Origin of the sequence: Pseudomonas cannabina (genome assembly GCF_900100365.1) — a bacterium.
In the GTDB taxonomy this organism is placed as follows: domain Bacteria; phylum Pseudomonadota; class Gammaproteobacteria; order Pseudomonadales; family Pseudomonadaceae; genus Aquipseudomonas; species Aquipseudomonas cannabina.
Map to the genome: position 1 here is coordinate 4,172,843 of NZ_FNKU01000001.1, position 25,460 is coordinate 4,198,302.

The 25,460-nt window shown below is 59.3% G+C and carries 22 protein-coding genes and 2 pseudogenes; 12 read left to right on the top strand and 12 right to left on the bottom strand.

The window, feature by feature from the left end:
• Positions 1–44: 44 nt before the first annotated feature.
• Positions 45–680: a hypothetical protein gene (locus BLT55_RS19725; protein ID WP_055001768.1), complete on the bottom strand. Its 636-nt coding sequence runs from the start codon at positions 678–680 to the stop codon at positions 45–47.
• A complete protein-coding gene (locus BLT55_RS19730) occupies positions 677–1,342 on the bottom strand; it encodes an energy transducer TonB (protein WP_055001767.1) in 666 nt (221 codons plus the stop codon). The genes BLT55_RS19725 and BLT55_RS19730 overlap by 4 nt, the downstream gene beginning before the upstream one ends.
• 273 nt (positions 1,343–1,615) lie before the next feature.
• On the opposite strand from BLT55_RS19730, the pseudogene glpT reads away from it, so the two are divergent.
• Positions 1,616–2,935: pseudogene (glpT, locus tag BLT55_RS19735) on the top strand (glycerol-3-phosphate transporter); the annotation flags it as partial.
• 54 nt (positions 2,936–2,989) lie between these two features.
• Here the strand turns inward: glpT and BLT55_RS19740 are convergent.
• From BLT55_RS19740 to BLT55_RS19765, 6 genes are all read right to left on the bottom strand, one after another.
• Positions 2,990–3,658 (bottom strand): gamma-glutamylcyclotransferase, encoded by a 669-nt coding sequence (locus BLT55_RS19740; RefSeq protein WP_007248145.1) that lies wholly within the window; start codon positions 3,656–3,658, stop codon positions 2,990–2,992.
• A 207-nt stretch (positions 3,659–3,865) separates the two neighbouring features.
• Positions 3,866–4,834 (bottom strand): CDP-6-deoxy-delta-3,4-glucoseen reductase, encoded by a 969-nt coding sequence (locus BLT55_RS19745; RefSeq protein ID WP_055001765.1) that lies wholly within the window; start codon positions 4,832–4,834, stop codon positions 3,866–3,868.
• Positions 4,834–6,300 (bottom strand): 4-hydroxy-3-polyprenylbenzoate decarboxylase, encoded by a 1,467-nt coding sequence (gene ubiD / locus BLT55_RS19750; protein WP_055001764.1) that lies wholly within the window; start codon positions 6,298–6,300, stop codon positions 4,834–4,836. The genes BLT55_RS19745 and ubiD overlap by 1 nt, the downstream gene beginning before the upstream one ends.
• Before the next feature lie 127 nt (positions 6,301–6,427).
• Positions 6,428–7,687, bottom strand: a complete 1,260-nt coding sequence (rho, locus tag BLT55_RS19755) for a transcription termination factor Rho (RefSeq protein WP_007248148.1) — start codon at positions 7,685–7,687, stop codon at positions 6,428–6,430.
• A 230-nt stretch (positions 7,688–7,917) separates the two neighbouring features.
• Positions 7,918–8,247 (bottom strand): thioredoxin TrxA, encoded by a 330-nt coding sequence (gene trxA, locus BLT55_RS19760; RefSeq protein ID WP_007248149.1) that lies wholly within the window; start codon positions 8,245–8,247, stop codon positions 7,918–7,920.
• A 119-nt stretch (positions 8,248–8,366) separates the two neighbouring features.
• Positions 8,367–9,071, bottom strand: a complete 705-nt coding sequence (locus tag BLT55_RS19765; protein ID WP_055001763.1) for a FadR/GntR family transcriptional regulator — start codon at positions 9,069–9,071, stop codon at positions 8,367–8,369.
• Positions 9,072–9,321: 250 nt separating this feature from the next.
• Between BLT55_RS19765 and BLT55_RS19770 the strand changes: the two genes are divergently transcribed.
• The 5 genes from BLT55_RS19770 to ppx all read left to right on the top strand — a co-directional run bounded on the left by BLT55_RS19770 (position 9,322) and on the right by ppx (position 14,102).
• The gene (locus BLT55_RS19770; RefSeq protein ID WP_055001762.1) at positions 9,322–10,107 is read left to right on the top strand and encodes a transporter substrate-binding domain-containing protein; all 786 of its coding nucleotides are present in this window, start codon (positions 9,322–9,324) and stop codon (positions 10,105–10,107) included.
• 30 nt (positions 10,108–10,137) lie between these two features.
• Complete coding sequence (locus BLT55_RS19775) at positions 10,138–10,803, top strand: amino acid ABC transporter permease (RefSeq protein ID WP_007248152.1); 666 nt, start codon at positions 10,138–10,140, stop codon at positions 10,801–10,803.
• On the top strand, positions 10,800–11,450 hold the full coding sequence (locus BLT55_RS19780) for an amino acid ABC transporter permease (protein ID WP_042912225.1): 651 nt from the start codon (positions 10,800–10,802) through the stop codon (positions 11,448–11,450). The genes BLT55_RS19775 and BLT55_RS19780 overlap by 4 nt, the downstream gene beginning before the upstream one ends.
• The gene (locus BLT55_RS19785) at positions 11,437–12,171 is read left to right on the top strand and encodes an amino acid ABC transporter ATP-binding protein (protein ID WP_055001761.1); all 735 of its coding nucleotides are present in this window, start codon (positions 11,437–11,439) and stop codon (positions 12,169–12,171) included. The genes BLT55_RS19780 and BLT55_RS19785 overlap by 14 nt, the downstream gene beginning before the upstream one ends.
• Before the next feature lie 428 nt (positions 12,172–12,599).
• The gene (ppx, locus tag BLT55_RS19790) at positions 12,600–14,102 is read left to right on the top strand and encodes an exopolyphosphatase (protein WP_055001760.1); all 1,503 of its coding nucleotides are present in this window, start codon (positions 12,600–12,602) and stop codon (positions 14,100–14,102) included.
• Here ppx and ppk1 read toward each other — a convergent pair.
• Together ppk1 and hemB are read right to left on the bottom strand one after the other, a co-directional pair.
• The gene (gene ppk1, locus BLT55_RS19795) at positions 14,089–16,239 is read right to left on the bottom strand and encodes a polyphosphate kinase 1 (protein ID WP_223862742.1); all 2,151 of its coding nucleotides are present in this window, start codon (positions 16,237–16,239) and stop codon (positions 14,089–14,091) included. The two genes, ppx and ppk1, sit on opposite strands and share 14 nt — an antisense overlap.
• 76 nt (positions 16,240–16,315) lie before the next feature.
• On the bottom strand, positions 16,316–17,326 hold the full coding sequence (hemB, locus tag BLT55_RS19800) for a porphobilinogen synthase (protein WP_055001758.1): 1,011 nt from the start codon (positions 17,324–17,326) through the stop codon (positions 16,316–16,318).
• 231 nt (positions 17,327–17,557) lie between these two features.
• On the opposite strand from hemB, the gene BLT55_RS19805 reads away from it, so the two are divergent.
• From BLT55_RS19805 to BLT55_RS19820, 4 genes and pseudogenes are all read left to right on the top strand, one after another.
• Entirely contained in the window at positions 17,558–18,220 is a 663-nt protein-coding gene (locus tag BLT55_RS19805) for a DedA family protein (protein WP_055001757.1), read from the top strand.
• Between the two features lie 147 nt (positions 18,221–18,367).
• A pseudogene (locus tag BLT55_RS19810) lies at positions 18,368–19,423 on the top strand (PA0069 family radical SAM protein); the annotation flags it as partial.
• A 209-nt stretch (positions 19,424–19,632) separates the two neighbouring features.
• Positions 19,633–20,373, top strand: a complete 741-nt coding sequence (locus tag BLT55_RS19815) for a carbonic anhydrase (RefSeq protein ID WP_007248160.1) — start codon at positions 19,633–19,635, stop codon at positions 20,371–20,373.
• Positions 20,374–20,477: 104 nt separating this feature from the next.
• Entirely contained in the window at positions 20,478–22,010 is a 1,533-nt protein-coding gene (locus BLT55_RS19820; RefSeq protein WP_055001756.1) for a SulP family inorganic anion transporter, read from the top strand.
• 105 nt (positions 22,011–22,115) lie between these two features.
• Here the strand turns inward: BLT55_RS19820 and BLT55_RS19825 are convergent, their stop codons facing one another.
• Positions 22,116–22,766, bottom strand: a complete 651-nt coding sequence (locus BLT55_RS19825; protein WP_055001755.1) for a hypothetical protein — start codon at positions 22,764–22,766, stop codon at positions 22,116–22,118.
• A 286-nt stretch (positions 22,767–23,052) separates the two neighbouring features.
• Here BLT55_RS19825 and BLT55_RS19830 point away from each other — a divergent pair, with 286 nt between their 5' ends.
• Together BLT55_RS19830 and BLT55_RS19835 are read left to right on the top strand one after the other, a co-directional pair.
• A complete protein-coding gene (locus BLT55_RS19830) occupies positions 23,053–23,571 on the top strand; it encodes a cytochrome c oxidase assembly protein (RefSeq protein WP_055001754.1) in 519 nt (172 codons plus the stop codon).
• A 54-nt stretch (positions 23,572–23,625) separates the two neighbouring features.
• Positions 23,626–24,258, top strand: a complete 633-nt coding sequence (locus tag BLT55_RS19835) for an SCO family protein (RefSeq protein WP_055001773.1) — start codon at positions 23,626–23,628, stop codon at positions 24,256–24,258.
• Positions 24,259–24,664: 406 nt separating this feature from the next.
• Here BLT55_RS19835 and BLT55_RS19845 read toward each other — a convergent pair whose 3' ends face one another.
• Positions 24,665–25,438 carry a MetQ/NlpA family ABC transporter substrate-binding protein gene (locus BLT55_RS19845; RefSeq protein ID WP_055001753.1) on the bottom strand — a complete coding sequence of 258 codons (774 nt, stop codon included), beginning with the start codon at positions 25,436–25,438 and terminating at the stop codon, positions 24,665–24,667.
• Between the last annotated feature and the right edge of the window lie 22 nt (positions 25,439–25,460).

The following is a 25,460-nucleotide window of genomic DNA, read 5'->3' on the forward strand; positions in this document are numbered from 1 at the left end:
CAGGTGGGACACTGAGTTCAAATTGCCTGTACCGCCAGGGACCCCTACAACACCTTCCTGACATTCTCCGGCAAATAATCCACGTACCTGCGCATCGGATTTTTTTGACACTGAGCGATAATGCCCGGCGTCGCCTCCAGCAGTTCAAGAACCAGTGCCTGACGCTCGTCCAGGGTGAGGAATTGCTCTATGACCGGACCGCTCGACAGGTACAGCTCTGTTCGCATTACCACGTCCGGTTTGACGTCCTTCCGCCATTTGCGCCCCTCGAACATTTCCCTATTCAACTGCCAGCACAACTCCTGCTTCAGCTCGGCATTGGATGTCAGCGGCGGGTGGGTGTGTGTTCGCCCTGTGAAGCTAAACGTGACCGTGACTGCTTCGCCCTCGGGATGAGAGTCAGGTGGCTCCCAGGGTTCAAAGGTCCATTGTTCAACAGCACTTCGGGTCAGGCTGATGAACCTCGGATCAGTTGCCCCTCGCACTTCAAGAAAGCGCACGCCTCCGTCGGCCTGAATGAAAATTCTGACGGTGACACTGTTTTTTACCAAGGCATAACCCATCGACACCGGATAGTCCGGCTCCGGCATATACAACGGCACCGGATACGACGGCAACGCCTGTGCTGCCTCCGCCGAAAGCAACCCCGCAAGCACAAGCGCACTCGGCACGCGGCTCATTCGCTGCCCTCCGCTTGCTCGGCCAACCCGACCAGCAACGACTTGATCGGCGCGGGCAGGTAGTCACCGTACGGGCGATCAGGGTTGCGTCGGCAGGAGCTGATGACCGTGGGTATCGACGCACCCAACTGCTCGAGCAGGGCCTTGCGCTGGGGTTCGGTGCGTTGGCGGGCGACGTGGCTGCTGAACAGCACTTGCCCGGTGTACGCAAACACATCGACCTTGCTCAGCGGCTCTTTGGGGTAGTCCTCGCGGGCGGATTTCACTTCTTCGTTGAGGTAGCCGCAGCGAATGTTGCCGAGGCCGACGGTGACCTCGGTGTTGAAGCGTCGATAGCCGTGGGAGCCGAAAATGACGGGGACGGTGATGGTGGTTTGGGGCGGCGCGCCGACTGTTCCGATCCAGGGTTTGTAGCGCCACTGACGGAGCGCCTGCTCGACCGCTTCGGCCAGTTGCGGATGGCCGCTCTCGATGGCTTTGGCTTCAATGACATGACCATCCGACTTGATCCACAGCTGGGCGCGCACCTTGCCTGCGTAACGGGTCTTGATCAGTTCGGACGGGAAAACCGGTGTGGGTGTGTGAACCGGCACCAGAAATGACTCGGCTGCGCAGAGCGGCTGCACCAGTACTACGGGAAGAATAAACGCGAAAATTCTCATTGTCAGGTTAGCTCATCGTCTCGACGCACCCCGTGGGCGCAATGACGACGATGGTAAGAGGCGTCCAGCAGCCCCGTAAGTACAAGACTTCCGAGACGCCTGTAGGACCGATCCTGAACTCGTGACACACCAACAAACGTCTTCCTAATGTTCGTAAAAGAACACTAAGTCGTCCCCTTTTCCTACGAAGAATCAGCCGGGAGGCACTGCTTTTTTCTGTAATGAAAATGTAATATTCACTTTCACAAAAAAATAATAATCAGGAGCTTTCCCATGTTTGGTTTTTTTCGTCCTGCCAGGCACCAGCCGCCCCTTCCCGAAGAAAAAGTCGACAGTACCTATCGCCGCCTGCGCTGGCAGATCTTCGCCGGTATCTTTATCGGTTATGCCGGTTATTACCTGCTGCGCAAGAATTTCTCACTGGCGATGCCGTACCTGATCGACGAGGGTTACACGCGCGGCCAATTGGGCGTGGCGATGTCTGCCATTGCGATTGCCTACGGCTTATCGAAATTCCTCATGGGAATAATCTCCGACCGCTCCAACCCGCGTTACTTCCTGCCGTTTGGCTTGCTGGTTTCGGCGGGGATCATGTTCATCTTCGGTTTCGCGCCGTGGGCCATGTCCAGTGTCACGATCATGTTCGTGCTGCTGTTCATCAATGGCTGGGCGCAAGGAATGGGCTGGCCACCGAGCGGGCGGACGATGGTTCACTGGTGGTCGCAGAAAGAGCGGGGCGGTGTGGTGTCGGTGTGGAACGTGGCGCACAACGTCGGCGGCGGTCTGATCGGTCCGCTGTTCCTGCTGGGCCTGGGCTGGACCAATGACTGGCACGCGGCGTTCTATGTGCCAGCGGCGGTGGCGCTGCTGGTTGCGGTATTTGCGTTCGTCATGATGCGCGACACGCCACAATCGGTCGGCCTGCCACCCATCGAGCACTACAAGAACGATTATCCGGAAGGCTACGACGCGAGCCACGAAGAAGAATTCAGCGCCCGGGAAATCTTCGTCAAATACGTGCTGCGCAACAAATTCCTCTGGTATATCGCGATGGCCAACGTGTTCGTTTACCTGCTGCGCTATGGCGTGCTGGACTGGGCACCGACCTACCTGAAGGAAGCCAAGCACTTTTCGGTCGACAAGACTTCATGGGCTTATTTTCTGTACGAGTGGGCGGGCATTCCGGGCACGCTGCTGTGCGGCTGGATGTCGGACAAAATCTTTAAGGGCAATCGCGGCCTGACCGGCATGGTGTTCATGTTTCTGGTGACAATTGCCACGCTGGTGTACTGGCTGAACCCGCCCGGCAACCCGACCGTCGACATGATCGCGCTGGTGTCCATCGGCTTCCTGATCTACGGCCCGGTGATGCTGATCGGCTTGCAGGCGCTGGAGCTCGCGCCGAAGAAGGCTGCGGGCACGGCAGCCGGATTCACCGGGCTGTTCGGTTATCTGGGCGGTTCGGTCGCCGCCAGTGCGGCGATGGGCTACACGGTTGACAAGCTGGGCTGGGATGGCGGCTTCGTGTTGTTGATCGGCGCGTGCATTCTGGCGATGGCGTTCCTTGCGCCGACGCTGCGCCATAAGCAGGTCGCCAGCACGTCTCGCGACACCACGGGCGACGCGCTCCACCCCCCAAAGCCTGAGTCAGGCGGTTGCCGACTTGCAGCGTTCGAGCCGCGCCTCCAGATTAAGATCCGGCATGGCGTGGTTACGCAGGGCCTTGGCGGTCTGCTCCACGTACTCGCGGGTGGTTCCATAACGCCCGCTGGCGGTGGCCAGCACATGGCTCAGCACGCTGTCCGGCAGGTTGCCCGCGTAGCTGGGCAAATGCCGCTCCAGGACAAACCCCAATGCCTGCACTTTTCTACCATCTTCAAGGCGGCAATTGAGCCAGTGCGGGCGATACGAGGGGTACGGCATTTCGCGTTCCCAGAGTGCCAACAACGACTTTTCCAGGCATTCATCCGGCAGCCGATAGGCAAAGCCGGTGCAGGAGCCGCCGCGATCCAGGCCAAAGACCAGACCCGGTACTTCCGGCGTACCGCGATGCTCGTGGGACCACAGGTAGAGCCCGCGATGATAACCATGCACCCGCGCGCGCTGGCTCTCTACGGCGGTGCACTCGGGGCGCCAGATCAGTGAGCCGTAGGCGAACAGCCAGACCGGACCGCCCTTGTGGCGACGCATGGTGGCGTTCATGGATGCGAGCAGTTGCTCGCGGGTAAGTTGCGGGCCCATATCGATAACAGGCGGATACGTCAGGCCAAGGCCGTCGTGTACCGCCGCGGCCAACTCGTTGACTGGATTCTCCATTTGCCTCCCTGACAGGCTGACTGACAGTCTTTACCGAGCCCCGCTGACTCGCTCGTGGATGAGCGGCATCAGGGTGTCGTGGTTCGGTTTATTCCGCAGGCCACAGGCCTGTCTTGCCAAAAATCGTCTGGCGACTCAGTGACAGCGCCAGAAGTTATAAGCAGTTGAAGCAATTTACACTCCATTTGCCTTACCGTCAGTCCGGCGTCATGGACGCGGGGCGTAGGCAAATACATCAGCGCGCATCTGATGGGCGTCCATGCCGGCGCTAACAAGGGCGTCCAGCGTGCCGTAAATCATCGCCGGCGAGCCGCTGGCGTAGACGTGGACCGCTGACAGATCCTTGATGTCTTCGCAGACCGCTTCATGCAGCAGGCCGCAGCGCCCTTCCCAGCCACACAGGTCGCTGACCACCTTGTGCAGAAATAGATTGGGCAGCTTCGTCCACTCTTCCCAGTGGCTGACCTGATAGAAATCGCCAGGCCGTCGCACGCCCCAATACAGGTGTACCGGATGCTTGAAACCGTTGGCGCGGCAGTGCTCGATCAGGCTGTTCATCTGCGCCATGCCAGTGCCTGCGGCGATCAGCACCAGCGGACCTTCCGGCAGGTCGGCCAGATGGGTATCGCCGAACGGCAGCTCGACTCGCGCCATTTTGTTGCGCTGCAACTGTTCAATCAGGCTGCGTGCACTGTCTTCGCGAACCAGCACGTGCAGCTCCAGATCCCGCCCTGTGTGTGGAGCGGACGCGATGGAGAATGCGGACTTCTCGCCATTTTCGCGCTCGATCATCAAATACTGCCCGGCGTGGTAGCGCGGAGCCTTGCCTGCAGGAGCGCGCAGGCCGACGCGCCAGACATCACCACCGATCTCGACGCATTCGCTGACCTGGCAGGCAAAACTGCGCACCGGCAGCTCGCCTCTGGCCAGCACGCCGTCCCACAGCACCACGCACTCTTCTAGCGGCTCGGCCACACAGGTATGAATCTCGCCGTGATCGAGCTCTTTGCCCGACTGCATCACCCGCCCCTCGACCAGCAAGGCCGAGCAGACATGGCAATTGCCGTTGCGACAGCTCTGCGGACAGTCGTAGCCCAGGCGCTGCGCTGCATCGAGAATCCGCTCGCCCGGCAGGGTTTCCAGCACCGCGCCTGACGGCTGCAAGGTTACGCGCATCAATCTATTCCCAACTGAGTCCAGATCTCGTCCACACGACGGGTCGTGGCTTCGTCCTTGACGATCGCCCTGCCCCATTCACGCGCGGTCTCGCCTGGCCATTTGTTAGTGGCATCCAGGCCCATTTTTGATCCCAATCCAGACACCGGAGAGGCAAAATCGAGGTAATCGATGGGCGTGTTGTCGATCATCACCGTGTCGCGTTTGGGGTCCATGCGTGTGGTGATGGCCCAGATCACATCGTTCCAGTCACGCGCATTGATGTCGTCATCGGTAACGATCACGAACTTGGTGTACATGAACTGTCGCAGGAACGACCAGACACCCAGCATCACGCGCTTGGCATGACCGGGATACTGTTTCTTGATGGTCACCACCGCCATGCGATACGAACAGCCTTCGGGCGGCAGGTAGAAATCGACGATTTCCGGGAACTGCTTTTGCAGGATCGGCACGAACACTTCGTTCAGCGCGACGCCCAGAATCGCCGGTTCATCCGGCGGACGACCGGTGTAGGTACTGTGGTAGATCGGTTTGATGCGATGGGTGATGCGTTCGACGGTCAGCACCGGAAAGCTGTCGACTTCGTTGTAATAACCGGTGTGGTCGCCGTAAGGGCCTTCGTTGGCCATCTCGCCCGGATGAATCACGCCCTCGAGCACGATTTCGGCGCTGGCCGGCACTTGCAGGTTGCTGCCACGGCACTTGATCAGTTCGGTGCGCGAACCCCGCAGCAGCCCGGCGAAGGCGTATTCGGAGAGGCTGTCCGGGACCGGCGTCACGGCACCCAGGATGGTCGCCGGGTCAGCGCCCAGCGCAACGGCCACCGGGTAAGGCTCGCCGGGATGCTTGGCACACCAGTCGCGAAAGTCCAGCGCGCCACCGCGATGGCTGAGCCAGCGCATGATGATTTTGTTGCGGCCGATCACCTGCTGGCGATAGATGCCGAGGTTCTGGCGCTCTTTGTTCGGGCCTTTGGTCACGGTCAGGCCCCAGGTGATCAGCGGCGCCACATCGCCCGGCCAGCAGGTCTGCACGGGCAGCATGCCGAGGTCGACGTCATCACCCTCGATGACGATCTCCTGACAGGGCGCGTCCTTGACCACCTTGGGCGCCATGGCGATGACCTTGCGGAAGATCGGCAGTTTCGACCAGGCGTCTTTCAGGCCCTTGGGCGGCTCGGGCTCCTTGAGGAAGGCCAGCAATTTGCCGATCTCGCGCAACTCGCTGACCGCTTCGGCGCCCATGCCCATGGCCACGCGCTCGGGCGTACCGAACAGGTTACCCAGCACCGGAATATCAAAACCGACCGGTTTTTCGAACAGCAGGGCCGGGCCTTTGGCACGTAAAGTCCGGTCACAGATTTCAGTCATTTCCAGCACAGGCGAGATCGGCATCTGAATGCGCTTCAACTCGCCGCGCTGCTCAAGCTGCTGCACGAAATCCCTTAGATCTTTGAATTTCATTAACCCGGCCATTTATCCAAATAGACGCATATCCTACCTGCTCCCGCCCTTCAAGGCAGCTAATCCGCGGCGCGCAGGCAAAAAAATGGTGCCCCGAAGGACACCATTTTTTGATTCAGCCTGTCTGTTACTTGCGTTTCATGGACAGGAAGAACTCGTCGTTGGTCTTGGTCTGCTTGAGCTTGTCGATCAGGAACTCGATAGCCGCGACTTCGTCCATCGGGTGCAGCAGCTTGCGCAGGATCCACATACGCTGCAACTCGTCATCAGCGGTCAACAGCTCTTCACGGCGTGTGCCGGAGCGGTTGATGTTGATGGCCGGGAACACGCGCTTCTCTGCGATCTTGCGATCCAGCGGCAGCTCCATGTTGCCCGTACCCTTGAACTCTTCGTAGATGACTTCATCCATCTTCGAACCGGTTTCAACCAGTGCGGTGGCGATGATGGTCAGCGAGCCGCCTTCTTCGATGTTCCGCGCAGCACCGAAGAAACGCTTTGGTTTCTCGAGCGCATGAGCATCGACACCACCGGTCAGTACCTTGCCGGAGCTCGGGATGACGGTGTTGTAGGCGCGAGCCAGACGGGTGATGGAATCGAGCAGGATAACGACGTCTTTCTTGTGCTCGACCAGGCGCTTGGCCTTCTCGATCACCATTTCGGCAACCTGTACGTGACGGGTTGGCGGTTCGTCGAACGTCGAGGCAACCACTTCGCCGCGCACGGTGCGCTGCATTTCGGTCACTTCTTCCGGGCGCTCATCGATCAGCAGAACGATCAGATGGACTTCCGGGTTGTTACGCGTGATGTTCGACGCGATGTTCTGCAGCATGATGGTCTTGCCCGCCTTTGGCGGAGCAACGATCAGACCGCGCTGACCTTTACCGATCGGCGCGCACAGATCGATCACACGACCGGTCAGGTCTTCGGTGGAACCGTTACCGGCTTCCATCTTCATGCGGATCGTCGGGAACAACGGCGTCAGGTTTTCGAACAAGATCTTGTTCTTGGCGTTTTCCGGACGGTCGTAGTTGATCGTGTCGACCTTGAGCAGAGCGAAATAACGCTCACCTTCTTTCGGTGGACGGATCTTGCCAACGATGGTGTCGCCGGTGCGCAGGTTGAAGCGGCGGATCTGGCTGGGGGAGACGTAGATATCATCCGGGCCGGCCAGGTAGGAAGCGTCTGCAGAGCGCAGGAAACCGAAGCCGTCCTGGAGAATCTCCAGCACGCCATCACCGGATATTTCCTCGCCACTTTTAGAGTGCCGTTTCAGCAGGGAAAAAATGACGTCCTGCTTGCGCGAACGGGCCATATTTTCTATGCCAGCCTGTTCGGCCATTTCGAGCAATTCGGTGATCGGCTTTTGCTTGAGTTCAGTCAGGTTCATATGGGGAATGACGTAATCATGTATGGAGGGGGAAATTAAGCTTTTGGCTTAATGAGGCCGCGCCGCAAAGAAGGCGACAGGATCGCGTGCAAATCGAAAGGAGAGCGTCGGCGACGGCTAGCAGGGGGCAACGGAGAAGCCGTTGCGGGGCCGAATGTACCACCTGATTTTCCGGGCGTCTAGTACGACGCCCGAAAAAAAACCCGCTATTTGCGGGGCTTTGGAGTGCTTCAGATGTTGGCGTCCAGAAATGCAGCCAGCTGCGACTTCGACAGTGCGCCTACTTTGGTGGCTTCGACATTGCCGTTCTTGAACAGCATCAGCGTAGGAATACCGCGCACGCCGTGTTTGGCAGGAGTTTCCTGGTTTTCATCGATGTTCAGCTTGGCGATGGTCAGCTTGCCGTCGTAGGTGTTGGCGATTTCGTCCAGTACCGGGGCAATCATCTTGCACGGACCACACCACTCGGCCCAGTAGTCAACCAGCACAGGACCCGTAGCCTTGAGTACTTCAGCTTCGAAGGTGGCATCGGTGACGTGTTTGATCTTTTCGTTGCTCATGGAAGTCTCCGAGGTCGTAGGCTAAAAGACGACCATCATAACGGTCCTCATGCCATTCAGGAAGCGAAGCTTCATTGAGTCTGGCTATCGCGCGGCATGACTGAGGTTATGGCAGTCGTTCAGTTCGCGGGGGAAACGAAGACGATGCCAGTGCGCAGCGCTGCGCCTCGTATGTGTTCCTGCATGGCTTTTTGCGCCGGACCCGAGGCATGCCGGGCCAGCGCACGCAGGATCTTGCGGTGCTCCTGCCAGGTTTCCATTACCCTGGCGGCGCGGATGAACGGCATTTTCTGGCTTTCGAGGAAAATATCGGCGCCTGCCGTGACAATCCCCAGCATCGCCTGATTACCACTGGCGACGAGGATGTGCCGGTGAAAGTCGAAATCCAGCCGGGCGGCGGCTTCGAAGTCGCCGGCGCGCAACTCCAGACGCATGGCTTCGACATTGTCTTCCAGCACATCGCGCTCGTCGGCGGTCAGCGTCACTGCCGCCAGCCCTGCAGCGAAACCTTCCAGTGCGTAGCGCAACTGAAACGTGTCGGCGGGTGAAACCCGGGCTTCGAACGGCCAGGAAAACCCGCTCGTGCGCTGTTCTGGTTCAGAAACGGACTGGACGAACACGCCCTTGCCTGGTTGCACACGGACCACACCCAAGGCGCTGAGCGACGACAAAGCCTCACGCAGCGACGCACGACTGACGCCCAGCAAAACCGCCAGATCGCGTTGCGACGGCAGGCTTTCGCCAGGTTTATACCCTTGTTCGGCAATCAACTTGCGAATGGCCCGGAGGGCTGATTCGGGTACTGCGAGCGAAGTATTCGGCATCACTGTTCAGGCCAGTCAGTCCGGTGAAAATCCCTTTTAACGTCATCCCGATCATTCGGCAAGCGACGCCCAGCGCTGGGGCGGCAAGGCCTGCAAGCGCGCCAAAGCAGGGCGACGCATGCATTGACTGTTCAGACCAGTAAGACCAAAAACACGCTGAAAACCACGGCTTATGGTGCTCATCAGGCGAATGGCATGCGCTGTGCACTGGAGAAAGGCCAACATCTTTCGTTCCGCCCGGAGATTTCATATGACCAAGCGTTACAGCGCTCTGCTTACTGCCTTGTTTGCCAGCATGATGCTGAGCCAGACACCCGCGCATGCCAACGGCCTGGACGACGTCATGGCGCGCGGCACCTTGAAGGTTGCCGTGCCACAGGACTTCCCGCCATTCGGCTCGGTCGGGCCGGACATGAAGCCGCGCGGCCTGGATATCGATACTGCGCAGCTGTTGGCCGACAAGCTGAAGGTCAAGCTGGAACTGACACCGGTCAACAGCACCAACCGCATTCCGTTCCTGACCACCGGCAAGGTCGATCTGGTGATCTCCAGCCTGGGCAAGAACCCTGACCGCGAGAAAGTCATCGATTTCTCCCGTGCTTATGCGCCGTTTTACCTGGCGGTTTTCGGCCCACCTGATTCTCCGGTCAAAGACATCGCCGATTTGAAAGGCAAAACCATCAGCGTGACCCGTGGCGCGATCGAAGACATCGAGCTGTCGAACGTTGCACCCGAAGGCGCGACCATCAAGCGCTTTGAAGACAACAACTCGACCATCGCCGCCTACCTCGCCGGCCAGACTGATCTGATCGCCAGCGGCAACGTGGTCATGGTCGCCATCAGCGAGCGCAATCCCAAGCGTATTCCGGCATTGAAAGTGAAGCTCAAAGACTCACCGGTGTATGTCGGCGTGAATAAGGGTCAGCCGGAACTGCTGGGCAAGGTCAACGAAATTCTGAACGCCGCCAAGGCCGACGGCTCACTGGAAAAAGCATCCCAGACCTGGCTGAAGCAACCGCTGCCTGCCGATCTCTGATTACTGCTTTTTCGGTCACAGGATCCACCCATGGCTTATCACTTCGACTTCACACCGGTCCTGCAAAACCTCGACGTGCTGTTGCGCGGGGCTTTGTTCACGCTGGAACTGACCGCCATCGGCACCTTGCTCGGTGTCAGCCTCGGGATTGTCGGTGCCGTCGTCCGGGCCTGGAAGATCCAGCCCTTTGCGACGATCTTCGCGATCTACGTCGAGCTGATCCGCAACACGCCGTTTCTGGTCCAGCTGTTCTTTATCTTCTTCGGTTTGCCGTCGCTGGGCGTGCAGATCACGGAGTGGCAGGCGGCGGTGCTGGCGATGGTCGTCAATCTGGGGGCCTATTCGACCGAAATCGTGCGCGCAGGCATTCAGGCAATTCCCAAGGGCCAGCTTGAAGCGTCGGCTGCACTGGCGATGAATCGTTACGAAGCCTTTCGTTACGTGGTGCTGGTTCCAGCGCTGGGCAAGGTCTGGCCGGCGCTGAGCAGCCAGATCATCATCGTGATGCTGGGTTCGGCTGTCTGTTCGCAGATTGCCACCGAAGAGCTGAGCTTCTTCGCCAACTTCATTCAATCGCGTAACTTCCGGTCGTTTGAAACCTACATCGTGACCACGCTGATCTACCTGGCCATGGCGCTGCTGATCCGCCAGTTGCTGGCCTGGATCGGTAGACGTTACATATCGAGGAGCCGCTGATGGATTTCACCCTCTGGGACATCGTGCGCAACCTGCTCATCGGCCTGCAATGGACCGTGGCCCTGTCGCTGGTGGCGTTCATCGGCGGCGGGTTGATCGGCTTGCTGATCATGGGCATGCGCACCTCGGAAAAATCCGGCCCGCGCGTGATTGCCAAGCTCTATATAGAACTGTTTCAGGGCACACCGCTGTTGATGCAGTTGTTTCTGGTGTTCTTCGGTGTGGCCTTGATGGGCATGAATATTTCGCCATGGGCCGCCGCTGCGCTGGCCTTGACGCTGTTCACCAGCGCCTACCTCGCTGAAATCTGGCGCGGCTGCGTGGAGTCGATTTCCAAGGGCCAGTGGGAAGCGTCCGCCAGCCTGGCAATGACGCCGCTGGAACAGATGCGTTACGTGATCCTGCCTCAGGCGCTGCGCATCGCGGTTGCACCGACGGTGGGCTTTTCCGTTCAGGTGGTCAAAGGCACCGCGGTGACCTCGATCATCGGCTTCACCGAGCTGACCAAGACCGGCAGCATGCTGGCCAATGCCACGTTCGAACCTTTCATGGTCTATGGCTTCGTTGCCTTGGGCTACTTCATCCTTTGCTATCCCTTGTCGCTGTGCGCGCGCCATCTGGAAAGGAGACTGCATGCCTCTGCTTAGAATTTCCGCCCTGCATAAATACTATGGCGATCACCACGTACTGAAGGGCATCGATCTGTCGGTCGAAGAAGGCCAGGTGGTGGCCATCATCGGCCGCAGCGGCTCGGGGAAAAGCACCCTGTTGCGTACGCTCAACGGGCTGGAATCGATCAACGATGGCGTGATCGAAGTCGACGGCGAGTATCTGGATGCCGCGCGCGCCGACCTGCGCACCCTGCGCCAGAAGGTCGGCATGGTGTTTCAGCAATTCAATCTGTTTCCGCACTTGAGCGTGGGCGAGAACGTGATGCTCGCGCCGCAGGTCGTGCAGAAGGTGCCGAAGGCAGAAGCCGCCAGGCTGGCGAGAAAGATGCTGGAGCGTGTCGGGCTGGGCGAGAAGTTCGACGCTTTTCCGGATCGCCTGTCCGGCGGCCAGCAACAACGCGTGGCCATTGCCCGCGCACTGGCCATGTCGCCACGGGTCTTGCTGTGCGACGAAATCACCTCGGCGCTGGACCCGGAGCTGGTCAATGAAGTGCTCAGCGTGGTGCGCCAACTGGCGGCTGACGGCATGACCCTGATCATGGTGACCCACGAAATGCGCTTCGCCCGGGAAGTGGGCGACAAACTGGTGTTCATGCATCAGGGCAAGGTGCACGAAGTGGGCGACCCGAAAGTCCTGTTTGCCAACCCGAAAACTGCGGAACTGGCGAACTTCATCGGGACCACGGAACAGGCGTGACACGCAGCACCGTCAAGATCGGACGCAGGGCTCGACGCCCCGCCCCTGTAGGAGCGAACTTGTTCGCGAAAGGGCCGGTACATCCGCCGAAGATGCATCGCCTGAAACACTGTCGTCGTGGACAAGCGAAGCGTCGCCCGGTCCACTCCCACTCCTCCAGCCAGAAGCATGACGCCCCCACGGCCTTCGGCCAGAAGCCTGCGCGCCCCATTCTGCGGGCTCTTCATGACGTATGTATAACGCCGAGCGCTCCGACATGGGAACACAGAGCGTCGCACGATAGTTACAGAACTATCGCACCGAGCCGATAGCCATGCGCCACGTCGCGAGAGTAATACCGGGTATTTCCCGGGCCTGGACAGCTTCGCGTTGGCGGCAGGCATGGATCGTGGCACGATGGTGCGGTTATCGAACTGGATTTTCTGATCATGCCGCACTCCACACCCAAGAATCTTTCACTGATCGCCGCTATCGACCTGGGCTCAAACAGCTTTCATATGGTTGTCGCGAAAGCCAATCAGGGCGAAATCCGTATTCTTGAGCGCCTCGGCGAGAAGGTGCAGTTGGCCGCAGGCATCGACGAAGAGCGCCAGCTGTCTGAAGAATCCATGCAGCGCGGTCTCGACTGCCTGAAACGCTTCGCTCAGTTGATCAACGGTCTGCCGCACGGAGCGGTGCGCATCGTCGGCACCAATGCCCTGCGCGAAGCACGCAACCGCAACGATTTCATTCACCGCGCCGAAGAAATTCTCGGCCATCCGGTGGAAGTGATTTCCGGCCGCGAAGAAGCCCGCCTTATCTATCTGGGCGTGTCCCACACGTTGGCGGATACGCCGGGCAAACGTCTGGTCGCCGACATCGGCGGCGGCAGTACCGAGTTCATCATCGGCCAGCGCTTCGAGCCACTTCTGCGTGAAAGCCTGCAGATGGGCTGCGTGAGTTTCACCCAGCGCTACTTCCGCGACGGCAAGGTGACACCCGCCCGTTACGCCCAGGCCTACACCGCGGCGCGCCTCGAAATCATGAGCATCGAGCATGCACTGCATCGCCTGAAGTGGGATGAGGCCATCGGCTCATCGGGCACCATTCGCGCCATTGGCGTGGCGCTCAAGGCCAACGGCTACGGTGCAGGCGAGGTCAACGCCGAAGGGCTGGCCTGGCTCAAGCGCAAACTGCTCAAGCTGGGTGACGTCGAAAAGATCGACTTCGACGGCATCAAACCTGACCGCCGCACTATATTCCCGGCGGGCCTGGCAATTCTTGAAGCCATTTTCGACGCGCTTGAACTCAAGCGCATGGACCATTGCGAAGGTGCGCTGCGCGAAGGCGTGCTGTACGACCTGATGGGTCGTCATCACCACGAAGACGTGCGTGAGCGCACGCTCAGCTCGCTGATGGAGCGTTACCACGTCGATCTGGAACAGGCCGCACGCGTCGAAGCCAAAGCACTGCATGCGCTGGAGCAGGTTGCCGAAAGCTGGGAATTACAACACGAGAGTTACGCCGAACTGCTGAGCTGGGCCGCCAAGGTGCATGAGATCGGGCTGGACATCGCCCACTACCACTATCACAAGCACGGCGCCTATCTGATCGAGCACTCGGACCTTGCCGGATTCTCACGCGAAGACCAGCAAATGCTCGCCCTTTTGGTCCGCGGTCATCGCCGTAACATTCCCAAGGACAAGTTCGCCGAGTTTGGCGCGGAAGGCATCAAGCTGATTCGCCTGTGCGTGCTGTTGCGCTTTGCGATTCTGTTTCACCACATCCGTGGCACCCAGGAGATGCCACGCGTGGTGTTACGTGCCGACGGCCCGAGCCTCGATGCAGAGTTCCCGGAAGGCTGGCTGGAAAACAACCAGCTGACTCAGGCCGACTTCGCGCTGGAAGCGGAGTGGCTGGCCCGAGTCGGTATCGTCTTCAGCGTACGCTGAGGACCGGGTTGCTCAGGCGCTCCAGCAGGGTCGCCTGAGCGCTCCGCGCGTTCTGATTGCCGGTCGGCGTGCTGCGAATGTAACGCCCGTCCGATTGTAACAGCCAGCTGTGGGTGTTGTCGGTCAGGTAACTTTCCAGCTCTTTCTTCACCCGCAGAATCAGCTTCTTGCCTTCCACCGGGAAGCAGGTCTCGACACGCTTGTCGAGGTTGCGCTCCATCCAGTCGGCACTCGACAGGAACATCTGCTCGTCGCCGCCGTTGAGGAAGTAGAACACCCGCGTGTGCTCCAGGAAGCGGCCGATGATCGAGCGCACATGAATGTTGTGCGAGACCCCGGCAATCCCAGGACGCAGGCAGCACATGCCGCGCACCACCAGATCGATACGCACACCGGACTGGCTGGCCTTGTACAGCGCGCGAATGACCTTCGGGTCGGTCAGCGAGTTGAACTTGGCGATGATGTGCGCAGGTTTGCCGTCGAGCGCGAACTGCGTCTCGCGGGCAATCATGTCGAGCATGCCCTTCTTCAGCGTGAATGGCGCATGCAGCAGCTTCTTCATGCGCAGGGTCTTGCCCATGCCGATCAACTGACTGAACAGTTTGCCGACGTCTTCGCACAACGCGTCGTCGGAGGTCAGCAAGCTGTAGTCGGTGTACAGACGCGCGTTGCCGGCGTGATAGTTGCCGGTCCCGAGGTGCGCGTAACGCACGATCTCGCCCGCTTCGCGGCGCAGGATCAGCATCATCTTGGCGTGAGTCTTGAAACCGACCACGCCGTAGATCACCACCGCGCCCGCCGCTTGCAGACGGCTGGCCAGTTGCAGGTTCGACTCTTCGTCGAAACGCGCACGCAACTCGATCACCACCGTGACTTCCTTGCCGTTACGCGCGGCATCGACCAGCGCATCGACAATTTCCGAGTTGGCACCGCTACGATACAGAGTCTGGCGAACCGCTAGAACATGCGGGTCTTTCGCCGCCTGACGCAGCAGATCGACCACTGGCGTAAAGGATTCAAACGGGTGCAGCAGCAGAATGTCTTGCTTGCTGACCACGCTGAAAACGTTTTCGCTGTTCTGCAGCAGCTTGGGGATCGCTGGCGTGAACGGCGGGTATTGCAGCTCCGGATGGCTGTCCAGGCCGGTGATGCTGAACAAGCGCGTCAGGTTGACCGGGCCATTGACCTGATACAGCTCGGACTCGTTCAGGTTGAACTGCTTGAGCAGGTAATCCGACAAGTGTTTCGGGCAGGTATCGGCCACTTCCAGGCGGACCGCGTCGCCGTAACGACGCGAAAACAGTTCGCCGCGCAGGGCCCGCGCCAGGTCTTCGACGTCTTCCGAGTCCAGCGCCAGATCGGCGTTTCGGGTCAGGCGGAACTGATAGCAGCCTTTGACCTTCATGCCCTGGAACAGGTCATCGGCGTGTGCGTGGATCATCGACGACAGGAACACAAAGTTATCGCCAGGCCCGCACACGTCTTCCGGCACCTTGATCACGCGCGGCAACAGGCGCGGAGCAGGAATGATCGCAAGGCCGGAGTCGCGACCGAAGGCATCGATGCCTTCCAGTTCGACGATGAAGTTCAGGCTCTTGTTGACCAGCAACGGGAACGGGTGCGTCGGGTCCAGACCGATCGGGGTGATGATCGGCGCGATCTCGTCACGGAAATAACGACGCACCCAGGCCTTGAGCTTGGCGGTCCAGTGACGACGACGAATGAAGCGCACCTGATGCTTTTCCAGCTCAGGCAGCAGAATGTCGTTGAGAATGGCGTACTGGCGGTCGACATGACCGTGAACCAGTTCGCTGATTCGGGCCAGCGCCTGATGCGGCTGCAGGCCATCTGCGCCAGCCTGTTCACGGGCAAACGTGATCTGCTTTTTCAGACCGGCCACACGAATCTCGAAGGACTCATCGAGGTTGCTGGAGAAGATCAGCAGAAACTTCAGCCGCTCCAGCAACGGGTAGGACTCATCGAGCGCCTGTTCCAGTACCCGGATATTGAACTGCAACTGGGACAGTTCGCGGTGGATATACAGGCTGCTGTCGTCCAGGTTCGGCGCGACGATGGCCGGCACCAAAGCGGCAGGCGCCTCGATGGCCGGGACTACTTCGATATCAGGTTCAACCATGGGCGTCGCCTCCTGAACATCGACTTCAACAGCGGCTTCGATGAGTGCTTCGGTATTCATGAGTGTTCCTGTGAGGCTATTGCCCCTTCAACAGTTGAGCGGCACGAACGGCAAAATAAGTGAGAATGCCGTCGGCACCTGCGCGTTTGAAGGCAGTGAGGGATTCGAGAATCACCCCTTCACTCAGCCAACCATTCTGGATTGCTGCCATGTGCATCGCATATTCACCACTGACCTGATAGACAAATGTCGGCACCTTGAACTCATCCTTGACCCTGTGAAGGATATCCAGATAAGGCATGCCGGGTTTGACCATCACCATGTCAGCACCTTCGGCAAGGTCGGCGGCCACTTCGTGCAGCGCCTCGTTGCTGTTGGCCGGGTCCATTTGATAGGACGCCTTGTTGGCCTTGCCCAGGTTCAACGAAGAACCCACCGCGTCGCGGAACGGGCCGTAGTAGGCACTGGCGTATTTGGCCGAGTAGGCCATGATTCGAACATTGACGTGCCCGGCCAGCTCCAGAGATTCGCGGATGGCCTGAATGCGGCCGTCCATCATGTCTGAAGGCGCGATAACCTGAGCGCCCGCATCGGCATGGGACAGCGCCTGCTTGACCAGTGCGTCGACAGTGATGTCGTTCTGCACATAACCTTCTTCATCGAGGATGCCGTCCTGACCATGGGTAGTGAACGGGTCCAGCGCCACATCAGTGATGACGCCCAGCTCCGGGAAGCGGTCACGCAGGGCGCGGGTGGCGCGTTGAGCGATACCGTCCGGGTTCCAGGCTTCGGCACCGTCCAGGGATTTCTTTTCCGGCGGGGTCACCGGGAACAGCGCCAGCGCAGGAATACCCAGCGCGACCCATTTTTCGGCTTCTTCGAGCAGCAGATCGACACTCAGGCGCTCGACGCCTGGCATCGATGCGATGGACTCGCGACGGTTTTCACCATCGAGTACAAATACGGGGAGAATCAGATCGTCAACGGTGACTACGTTTTCACGCACCAGCCGACGGGAAAAGTCGTCGCGGCGATTACGGCGCAGACGAGTGAGAGGAAACAGGCGGTTTGCGGGGGTAAAGCTCACGGCGAGACTCCTGAGCCCGCTTACACGGGCAAGCGCGACAGTTATAAGCCGCCATTATGACCAATGTGTGACAGTCATGGTTCGACCTGCGACTGCACGTCGCGGCCATGGCCCTTATGGGGATACGACCATTGTGGTTGCAAGAATCTTTAACGTCGAGACACATATCGACACTTTCATCCTTGCGTTGGGCGCGTTAGGCTGCGCGTTCACTTCGCCAGCATCCAGACAATGCTCCAGAATTTCTTGAACGAATTCGGCTACTTTGCCCTCTTCCTCGGCACCTTTTTTGAAGGCGAGACCATTCTGGTGCTCGCTGGATTCCTGGCGTTTCGTGGATACATGGACCTCAACATCGTCATCATCGTCGCCTTTTTTGGCAGCTATGCGGGTGACCAGCTGTGGTATTTCATGGGGCGCAAACACGGTCGCAAGCTCCTGGCGCGCAAGCCTCGCTGGCAACTGATGGGCGACAAGGCCCTCAGGCTGGTTCGCAAGCACCCGGACATCTGGGTGCTCGGCTTTCGTTTTGTCTACGGCTTGAGAACGGTGATGCCGGTGGCCATCGGCCTGTCCGGTTATCCACCCGGGCGCTACCTGCTGCTCAACGGTATTGGCGCTGCGGTCTGGGCGGCAGCGCTGGGTTCGGCGGCCTACCATTTCGGCGCAATTCTCGAAGGCCTGCTGGGCAATATCAAAAAATACGAGCTGTGGGTACTAGGCGCGCTGCTGCTGCTTGGCCTGGGCTTGTGGATACGCCGGCGTTTCAAGAATGCGCGTATCGCTCGTGAAGCACGCGAAGAGAAGGATCGCTACTGCGCCTCGGCCGCGGCTTCCGACCTGGATGAGCCCATTGCAGTGCCCGTCGACCTGACTAAAAAGTCCGACGAGTAAACCTGTTTCGACAGGCACCCGGGTGAAGGTATCGCGCCTCACCCGACGACCCCACCTCGCCCCATGCCCTACCGCCCGTCATTTCGCAGGCCGCATCAAGCGAAGCATACTGTACTGTACAAATAAACAGTATACGAGCAAACCTCCATGTCCAGCCCTTCCCCGATTCGTGGTCGTGGTACCGCCAGCAATCCGCACAATCGCTTCGCGCCCAGCCAGTCGGTTGCGGAGGATGACGGCTGGTATCAGGAAGTCCCGCTGACGCAGGGCACTCAGGTCACCCACGAGACCGCCAAGAGCATCATCACCCGCAACAGTTCGCCGGACATTCCCTTTGATCGGTCGATCAACCCTTATCGCGGTTGCGAGCATGGCTGCATCTATTGTTTTGCCAGGCCCAGCCACGCCTATTGGGACATGTCACCAGGGCTGGACTTCGAGACAAAACTGATCGCCAAGACCAATGCGGCGGCGCTGCTGGAGCAGCAACTCTCCAAACCGGGCTACCGCTGCGCGCCCATCACGCTGGGGGCCAACACCGACCCGTACCAGCCCATCGAACGCGAATACCGGATCTCCCGCGCCACGCTCGAAGTTCTGCTGCGCTATCGGCATCCGGTCAGCATTATTACCAAAGGCTCGCTGATCCTGCGCGATCTGGATCTGCTCGCGGAAATGGCGAAATTGCGGCTGGTATCGGTCTTCATCAGCCTGACGACACTGGATGACGAGCTCAAATGCATCCTGGAACCAAGGGCAGCAGCGCCCAAGGCGCGTTTGCGGGCGATTCGGGTGTTGCGTAACGCCGGCGTGCCGGTCGGTGTGTTGTGCGCGCCGATGATTCCGATGATCAATGACCACGAACTGGAAGCGCTGCTCAATGAAGCCAGGGACGCCGGTGCATTGAGCGCAAGTTACGTGATGCTGCGTCTGCCGCTGGAGGTCGCGCCTTTGTTCGACGATTGGCTGAAAACGCATTACCCGCAACGGGCTGAGCATGTGATGAGCCTGATTCGGCAGACCCGCGGCGGCGCACTGTATGACAGCCAGTTCGGCTCGCGAATGCGCGGTGAAGGACCGTTTGCCGACCTGCTAGCACAACGCCACGCCATCGCGGTCAAACGTCTGGGTTTGAATCGACGCGAGAGTTTCAAGCTGGACTGCGACGCCTTTTGTCGCCCCGGCGGGCAAATGTCATTGCTGTGTCGAACTTGGCACTATCGTGCAAACCCGCATTCCAGAGCCATCGCATTCAGTTTCATTTAAGCTTGGGCGATTAGTCTGTAACTCGGAGTGTCACCAGCAATAGCGCTCAAGGGATTTGTTCGTGATTCCGATTGACAGGAATCACATCCGGCTCTGGTCAAACAGGCATGAGAAATCCACATCAATCCGTCAGAGAGGATGAACAGATGAGAGACACGGATAACCAGCATTCGGCTACGTCGGACAACACAGACAGCCATTTGAGCAGCGCCGACGTAGCGTTGAAACAGATCGTCGATGGCTTTGTGCATTTTCGTAAAGAGGTCTTTCCTGAACAGGAAGAGCTGTTCAAAAAGCTGGCGACTGCCCAATCGCCACGCGCCATGTTCATCACCTGCGCCGACTCGCGCATCGTGCCCGAGCTGATCACTCAGAGTTCGCCCGGCGACCTGTTCGTGACGCGTAACGTGGGTAACGTCGTGCCGCCGTATGGCCAGATGAACGGTGGCGTGTCCACCGCACTGGAATACGCAGTGGTCGCGCTGGGTGTGCAGCACATTATCGTTTGCGGCCACTCCGATTGCGGTGCCATGCGCGCGGTACTCAACCCAAGCAGCCTGGACAAGATGCCGACGGTAAAAGCCTGGTTGCGTCATGCAGAAGTCGCCCGCACCGTGGTCGAGCAAAACTGCAATTGCACCGGCGAGCTGGAAACCATGCAGGTCCTGACTCAGGAAAACGTGATTTCCCAGCTGCAACACTTGCGTACCCACCCTTCGGTTGCGGCAAAGATGGCCAGCGGTCAGCTGTTCATTCACGGCTGGGTCTACAGCATCGAGACCAGCGAAATTCTGGCCTACGACGCCGAACGTGACGCCTTCATACCGCTCGACGGCAAAGGTCCGACGCCAATGGCTTCCCCGAAAGCACGCTTTTCAGTCGACTGACAGCTGTCTCGACTGACGGCAAGCCCTTCTTAATCAGAGGATGGCGGTTGCGCAGGATGCGCGCCGCCCGTCTTGCCTCGCCTGAAGAAACACGGAGAAGCGACATGGGAATCACCGAACTGAAATCCGCACTACCACGGGAGCTACTGGCTTCCGTGGTCGTTTTCCTGGTCGCATTGCCTCTGTGCATGGGCATCGCTATTGCGTCCGGCATGCCGCCGGCCAAAGGTTTGATCACGGGCATCATCGGCGGCCTGGTCGTCGGCTGGATAGCCGGTTCGCCGCTGCAAGTCAGCGGCCCGGCCGCCGGTCTGGCGGTGCTGGTATTTGAAGTCGTGCGTGAACATGGCATGGCGATGCTCGGACTGATCCTGCTGCTGGCGGGGCTGCTTCAGTTGCTGGCCGGTCGCTTCAAGCTGGGCTGCTGGTTCCGGGTGACCGCTCCGGCGGTGGTCTACGGCATGCTGGCAGGTATCGGCGTGCTGATTGTGCTTTCCCAAGCGCATGTCATGTTCGACAGCGGGCCCAAACCTTCCGGGCTGGACAACCTGATCGGCTTCCCCAGTACGTTGATTCAGGCGTTCGGGCCAGGCACCGGCATGCAGGCCGGTATGCTCGGTCTGGGCACCATGGCGATCATGTGGGGCTGGGAAAAACTCCGTCCTCAATCGCTGCGTTTCGTACCCGGCGCCCTGCTGGGTGTGGGCATTGCCACCGGCATCAGCCTGTTCCTGGCATTGCAGGTCAAGCGCGTGGAAGTCCCTGACAATCTGGCCGATGCCATCGACTGGCTGCGCCCCGCGGACCTGATGAACCTGGCGGACCCGGCGATTCTGGTTGCTGCCATCGTTGTCGCATTCATCGCCAGCGCTGAAACGCTGCTGTCTGCATCGGCGGTAGACCGTATGCACAGCGGCCAACGTTCGGACTTCGACAAGGAGCTGAGCGCTCAAGGCGTAGGCAATATGCTCTGCGGCCTGCTGGGTGCACTGCCGATGACCGGCGTAATCGTGCGCAGCTCGGCCAATGTTCAGGCGGGCGCCACGACCCGCTACTCGACCATCTTCCACGGCCTCTGGCTGCTGGCCTTTGTCTTGCTGCTGTCGAGCGTGCTGCAAAGAATTCCGGTCGCGAGCCTGGCGGGTGTGCTGGTCTACACCGGTTTCAAACTGGTCGATCTCAAGGCGTTTCGGGGTCTGGGCCGCTATGGCCGGATGCCGATGTTCACCTACGCGGCCACGGCCGTGGCGATCATTTTCACTGACCTGCTGACAGGTGTGCTGGTGGGCTTCGGCATGACCCTGGTCAAGCTGGCGTTCAAGGCGTCGCGTCTGAAGATCAATGTGGTCGAACTGGCGGGCGAGAAAGAGTACGAGCTGCGTCTGGTGGGTGCTGCGACCTTCCTCAAGGTGCCAGCGCTGACTCAGGCACTGGGCACAATCCCGCAAGGCAGCACCGTGCATGTGCCGCTGGGTAATCTGTCCTACATCGATCACTCCTGTCTGGAGCTGCTGGAAGAGTGGGGACGTTCCAACGCTGCCCACGGAACCCGGCTAATCATCGAGCCACGCGGCTTGAAGCGGCGTCTCGAAGGGCGGATCTACACGACAACGGGAATAGGTTCAGGCGCGACCTGACAATCGCAGCGTCAAGGTGACGGATTCGGATGGGTCTTCGCGAAGCAGCGGAGTGTCATCCGGCTCCTTCCCTTGCTGGCGAAGACGTTGAAGCGGGCGGTTGGATCAGACAGCGGAACGTTCCAGTTCCAGGCCGACGCCCAATTGACGTGACAGACACGGCCAGCGCTTCCAGACTGCACCTGTATCAGGACTGCTCAGCCTTTCTCGGTAAACCTCGACCGAATCCAGCGCAAAACTCTCATCATCAAGCAACTGATCGACGGCATGATGCACCGCCTCGTCCAGCTCATTGGCGAATTGCTCGCCTATCAGCTGATGGGCAATCACGCTGGCAACCGTGGTATTGGACGGAATCAGCGGCTGCCCAAAATGCTTGATGTACAGGTCGTTCACTTCCTCGACCAGCCTGTGCGCCAGATAAGCTTCGTCCAGCAAGCTCTCCAGCCCCTCGTGTCCGTCCATGATTGCAGGTGGAGCGGCGAAAAAATGTTCGGCAATCTTCAACACCGGTTTTATCTGCCCCTCGATTCCGGCTTCGACGGCGACCTCATGGGCAGCATCCAGCAGGTCAGGGACCAAATCGATATAAGCGGTAACGAAACGCGTCAGCACGTCCTGGGCGTCGACATCCGGCAAGTGGATGGCGGGGTGTAAATGGGGCAGTTTCTGTTCCAGTTGCTGTAGCAGGTGGCCGGTCCTGGCCTCATGTTGATGGGCTCGTTGTATCTGCTCGCGCAACGCGGCGGTGTTCATGACAGTGAGCACTCCTGAGGGATAAAACCCGTGGTTGGTTTATGGAATTCATACGTTAGCTGGCTTAACTAAATAGCTAAGACGCTTTTGTCATAACTGATTCATATTTATATGCATTGGCTATATCAGGCGCTTATCTGCTCATTTTTTGATCATATGGCGGCGTTGGCCAAGGCAAAGCGCACCTGACAGAGCACGGCGAGTGTCCCGTCTGTGCATAAGCCGACTACTCTGATGCCGTCGACGCCCTTCGCGGCACGCTGCCCCACACAAAAGTGAGCCATTCATGACTCAACCTGTCCTGCCCAGGCGGCTCGTTATCCGCCTTATGCTGTTGCTGGCTTTTATATTCGCCTGCGGCTTCGCGCTGGCACCGATTCGTGACCTGCTGAGCTGGGTCGGCGGACATGCCGGGGCCGGCGATTCGTACACACAAGGGCAGCAGGTCGATACGTCGCGTGAGATCGAGGTGCAGTTCACGTCGAGCAACGCGGCGGGCATGGTCTGGGCGTTTTATCCTCGTGCTGATCAAATGCTCGTGCACCCCGGCGCACTCAACGAGATGATCTTTATTGCGCAGAACCCGACTGACAAACCGATGAAAGCCCAGGCCGTGCCGGGAATTTCACCGGGAAAGGCAACGGCCTGGTTTCACAAGACCGAGTGTTTCTGCTTCACCCAGCAGACGTTACAACCGGGCGAGCGCATCGAAATGCCGGTGCGCTTTATCGTTGATCGCGACCTTCCTGAAGACGTTAAACACCTGAAACTGGCGTACACCCTTCTCGACGTCACGCCGCTCTAGGCTCTGTCCTGAATATGCGACATCATGGGCGGACACTACGCTTGCATTGAAACCATGACCCGAATTCAGAAAACCGTTTTCATCGCTGCCGCTATTGTGGCGCTCCTGCTCGGCCTCATCAGCAGCCAGCTGCTGTCCAGCCGCGGACCGCAAGATCAGGCAGCACTCAATGACGCAGGCATTATCCTGCTGCCAAAAAGCCGCACCCTGCCTGCATTGAGCATGATCGATCAGAACGGTCAGGCGATGGCCCTCGACGGGCTCAAGGGCCAGTGGACACTGATGTTCTTTGGTTACACGTTCTGCCCGGACATCTGCCCCACCACGCTGGCGCAGATCAAGCAGATCCGAAGCGAACTGCCCAAAGACGCGGCCGAGCGGATGCGTGTCGTGCTGGTCAGCGTCGACCCCAACCGCGACACGCCGCAGCAGCTCAAACAATACTTGGGGTATTTCGACAAGACCTTCATCGGCCTGACCGCGCCGGTGCCTGAACTGCAGAAACTGGCCAGCGCGGTCAGCATCCCGTTCATTCCCGCCGACACCCGCAAGTCAAACTATTTCGTCGACCACAGCGGCAACCTGGCCCTGATCGGCCCGGACGGCACCCAGCGAGGCTTCATCCGCGCCCCGCTGAACAACCAGAAACTGGTCAGGCAATTGCCTGGGTTGCTGGAGAGGGATTAGTGCGGCATTGCTATGGGCGTCATTGAGCTCTAGCTCCGCACGGCGATGAGCTGCGAAGCGGCCCTGAGACAGGTTACCTTGGTTGTGCCTGATGTGCCGCATGCACCGGTTTTGCTGCCGGTTCCCGACAGTTCGCGGACAAGCTCGCAAGATGGGCTTCTGCCCGGAGGGCGTGGGAGCGGACTTGTCCGCGATGGGCTGCGTAGCGGCCCTGAAACAGGCCATCTTGGTTGTATCTGGTGCACCGAAGCGGCTGGTTTTGCTGCCGGTGCCCGGCAGTTCGCGGACAAGCGAAGCGTCGCCCGGTCCGCTCCCACACAAGCGAAGCGGCCCTGAAACGGGCCACCTCAGGTGTGTGTGGTACACCGAGGCGGCGGTTTTGCAGGTGTTAAGCAGCGCAATCAGATCAAAACGCCGGCACCACTGCGCCTTTGTATTTCTCGTCTAGAAACGCTTTTACTTCCGGGCTGTGCAGCGCTGCGGCCAGCTTTTTCATAGCGTCCGAGTCCTTGTTGTCCGGGCGGGCAACCAGGATGTTCGCGTAAGGCGAATCCGGACCTTCGATGATCAACGCATCCTTTTTAGGATCGAGACCAGCGCTGAGCGCATAGTTGGTGTTGATCAATGCCAGATCGACCTGAGTCAGCACGCGTGGCAGCGTGGCAGCTTCCAGCTCGCGGAATTTCAGATTTTTCGGGTTATTGGTAACGTCCGAAGGCTTCGACAGGATGTTGCTCGGGTCTGCCAAGGTGATCAAGCCCGCCTTCTGCAACAGTAACAGCGCACGGCCTTCATTGGTCGCGTCGTTGGGCAGCGCGACGTTGGCACCGTCTGGCAGTTCGGCCAGCGACTTGGCTTTTTCCGCGTAGGCGCCAAATGGCTCTACGTGGACCTTGGCCACGGCCACCAGGTCGGTGCCTTTGCCCTTGTTGTACTCATCCAGGTACGGCTGATGCTGGAAGAAATTGGCATCCATGTGCTTCTGCGCGACCTGCGCGTTCGGCTGAATGTAGTCGTTGAACACCTTGATGTTCAGGTCGACGCCTTCCTTGGCCAGGGTCGGTTTGACGAATTCGAGGATCTCGGCGTGCGGAACGGCGGAGGCCGCGACGGTCAGGGTCTCGTTGGCCTGCGCGGACAAGGCGGTAACAGCGGCGAATATCGCCAATAGCTTTTTCATGCAACAACTCCTTTGGGCCCGC

Excerpts from the sequence above, each read along its gene's own strand:
- BLT55_RS19725 (WP_055001768.1), bottom strand. The coding sequence starts at position 680 with ATGAGCCGCGTGCCGAGTGCGCTTGTGCTTGCGGGGTTGCTTTCGGCG.
- BLT55_RS19730 (WP_055001767.1), bottom strand. The coding sequence starts at position 1,342 with ATGAGAATTTTCGCGTTTATTCTTCCCGTAGTACTGGTGCAGCCGCTC.
- BLT55_RS19740 (WP_007248145.1), bottom strand. The coding sequence starts at position 3,658 with ATGGAGAATCCAGTCAACGAGTTGGCCGCGGCGGTACACGACGGCCTT.
- BLT55_RS19745 (WP_055001765.1), bottom strand. The coding sequence starts at position 4,834 with ATGCGCGTAACCTTGCAGCCGTCAGGCGCGGTGCTGGAAACCCTGCCG.
- ubiD (WP_055001764.1), bottom strand. The coding sequence starts at position 6,300 with ATGAAATTCAAAGATCTAAGGGATTTCGTGCAGCAGCTTGAGCAGCGC.
- rho (WP_007248148.1), bottom strand. The coding sequence starts at position 7,687 with ATGAACCTGACTGAACTCAAGCAAAAGCCGATCACCGAATTGCTCGAA.
- trxA (WP_007248149.1), bottom strand. The coding sequence starts at position 8,247 with ATGAGCAACGAAAAGATCAAACACGTCACCGATGCCACCTTCGAAGCT.
- BLT55_RS19765 (WP_055001763.1), bottom strand. The coding sequence starts at position 9,071 with ATGCCGAATACTTCGCTCGCAGTACCCGAATCAGCCCTCCGGGCCATT.
- BLT55_RS19770 (WP_055001762.1), top strand. The coding sequence starts at position 9,322 with ATGACCAAGCGTTACAGCGCTCTGCTTACTGCCTTGTTTGCCAGCATG.
- BLT55_RS19775 (WP_007248152.1), top strand. The coding sequence starts at position 10,138 with ATGGCTTATCACTTCGACTTCACACCGGTCCTGCAAAACCTCGACGTG.
- BLT55_RS19785 (WP_055001761.1), top strand. The coding sequence starts at position 11,437 with ATGCCTCTGCTTAGAATTTCCGCCCTGCATAAATACTATGGCGATCAC.
- ppx (WP_055001760.1), top strand. The coding sequence starts at position 12,600 with ATGCCGCACTCCACACCCAAGAATCTTTCACTGATCGCCGCTATCGAC.
- ppk1 (WP_223862742.1), bottom strand. The coding sequence starts at position 16,239 with ATGGTTGAACCTGATATCGAAGTAGTCCCGGCCATCGAGGCGCCTGCC.
- BLT55_RS19805 (WP_055001757.1), top strand. The coding sequence starts at position 17,558 with ATGCTCCAGAATTTCTTGAACGAATTCGGCTACTTTGCCCTCTTCCTC.
- BLT55_RS19815 (WP_007248160.1), top strand. The coding sequence starts at position 19,633 with ATGAGAGACACGGATAACCAGCATTCGGCTACGTCGGACAACACAGAC.
- BLT55_RS19820 (WP_055001756.1), top strand. The coding sequence starts at position 20,478 with ATGGGAATCACCGAACTGAAATCCGCACTACCACGGGAGCTACTGGCT.
- BLT55_RS19825 (WP_055001755.1), bottom strand. The coding sequence starts at position 22,766 with ATGAACACCGCCGCGTTGCGCGAGCAGATACAACGAGCCCATCAACAT.
- BLT55_RS19830 (WP_055001754.1), top strand. The coding sequence starts at position 23,053 with ATGACTCAACCTGTCCTGCCCAGGCGGCTCGTTATCCGCCTTATGCTG.
- BLT55_RS19835 (WP_055001773.1), top strand. The coding sequence starts at position 23,626 with ATGACCCGAATTCAGAAAACCGTTTTCATCGCTGCCGCTATTGTGGCG.
- BLT55_RS19845 (WP_055001753.1), bottom strand. The coding sequence starts at position 25,438 with ATGAAAAAGCTATTGGCGATATTCGCCGCTGTTACCGCCTTGTCCGCG.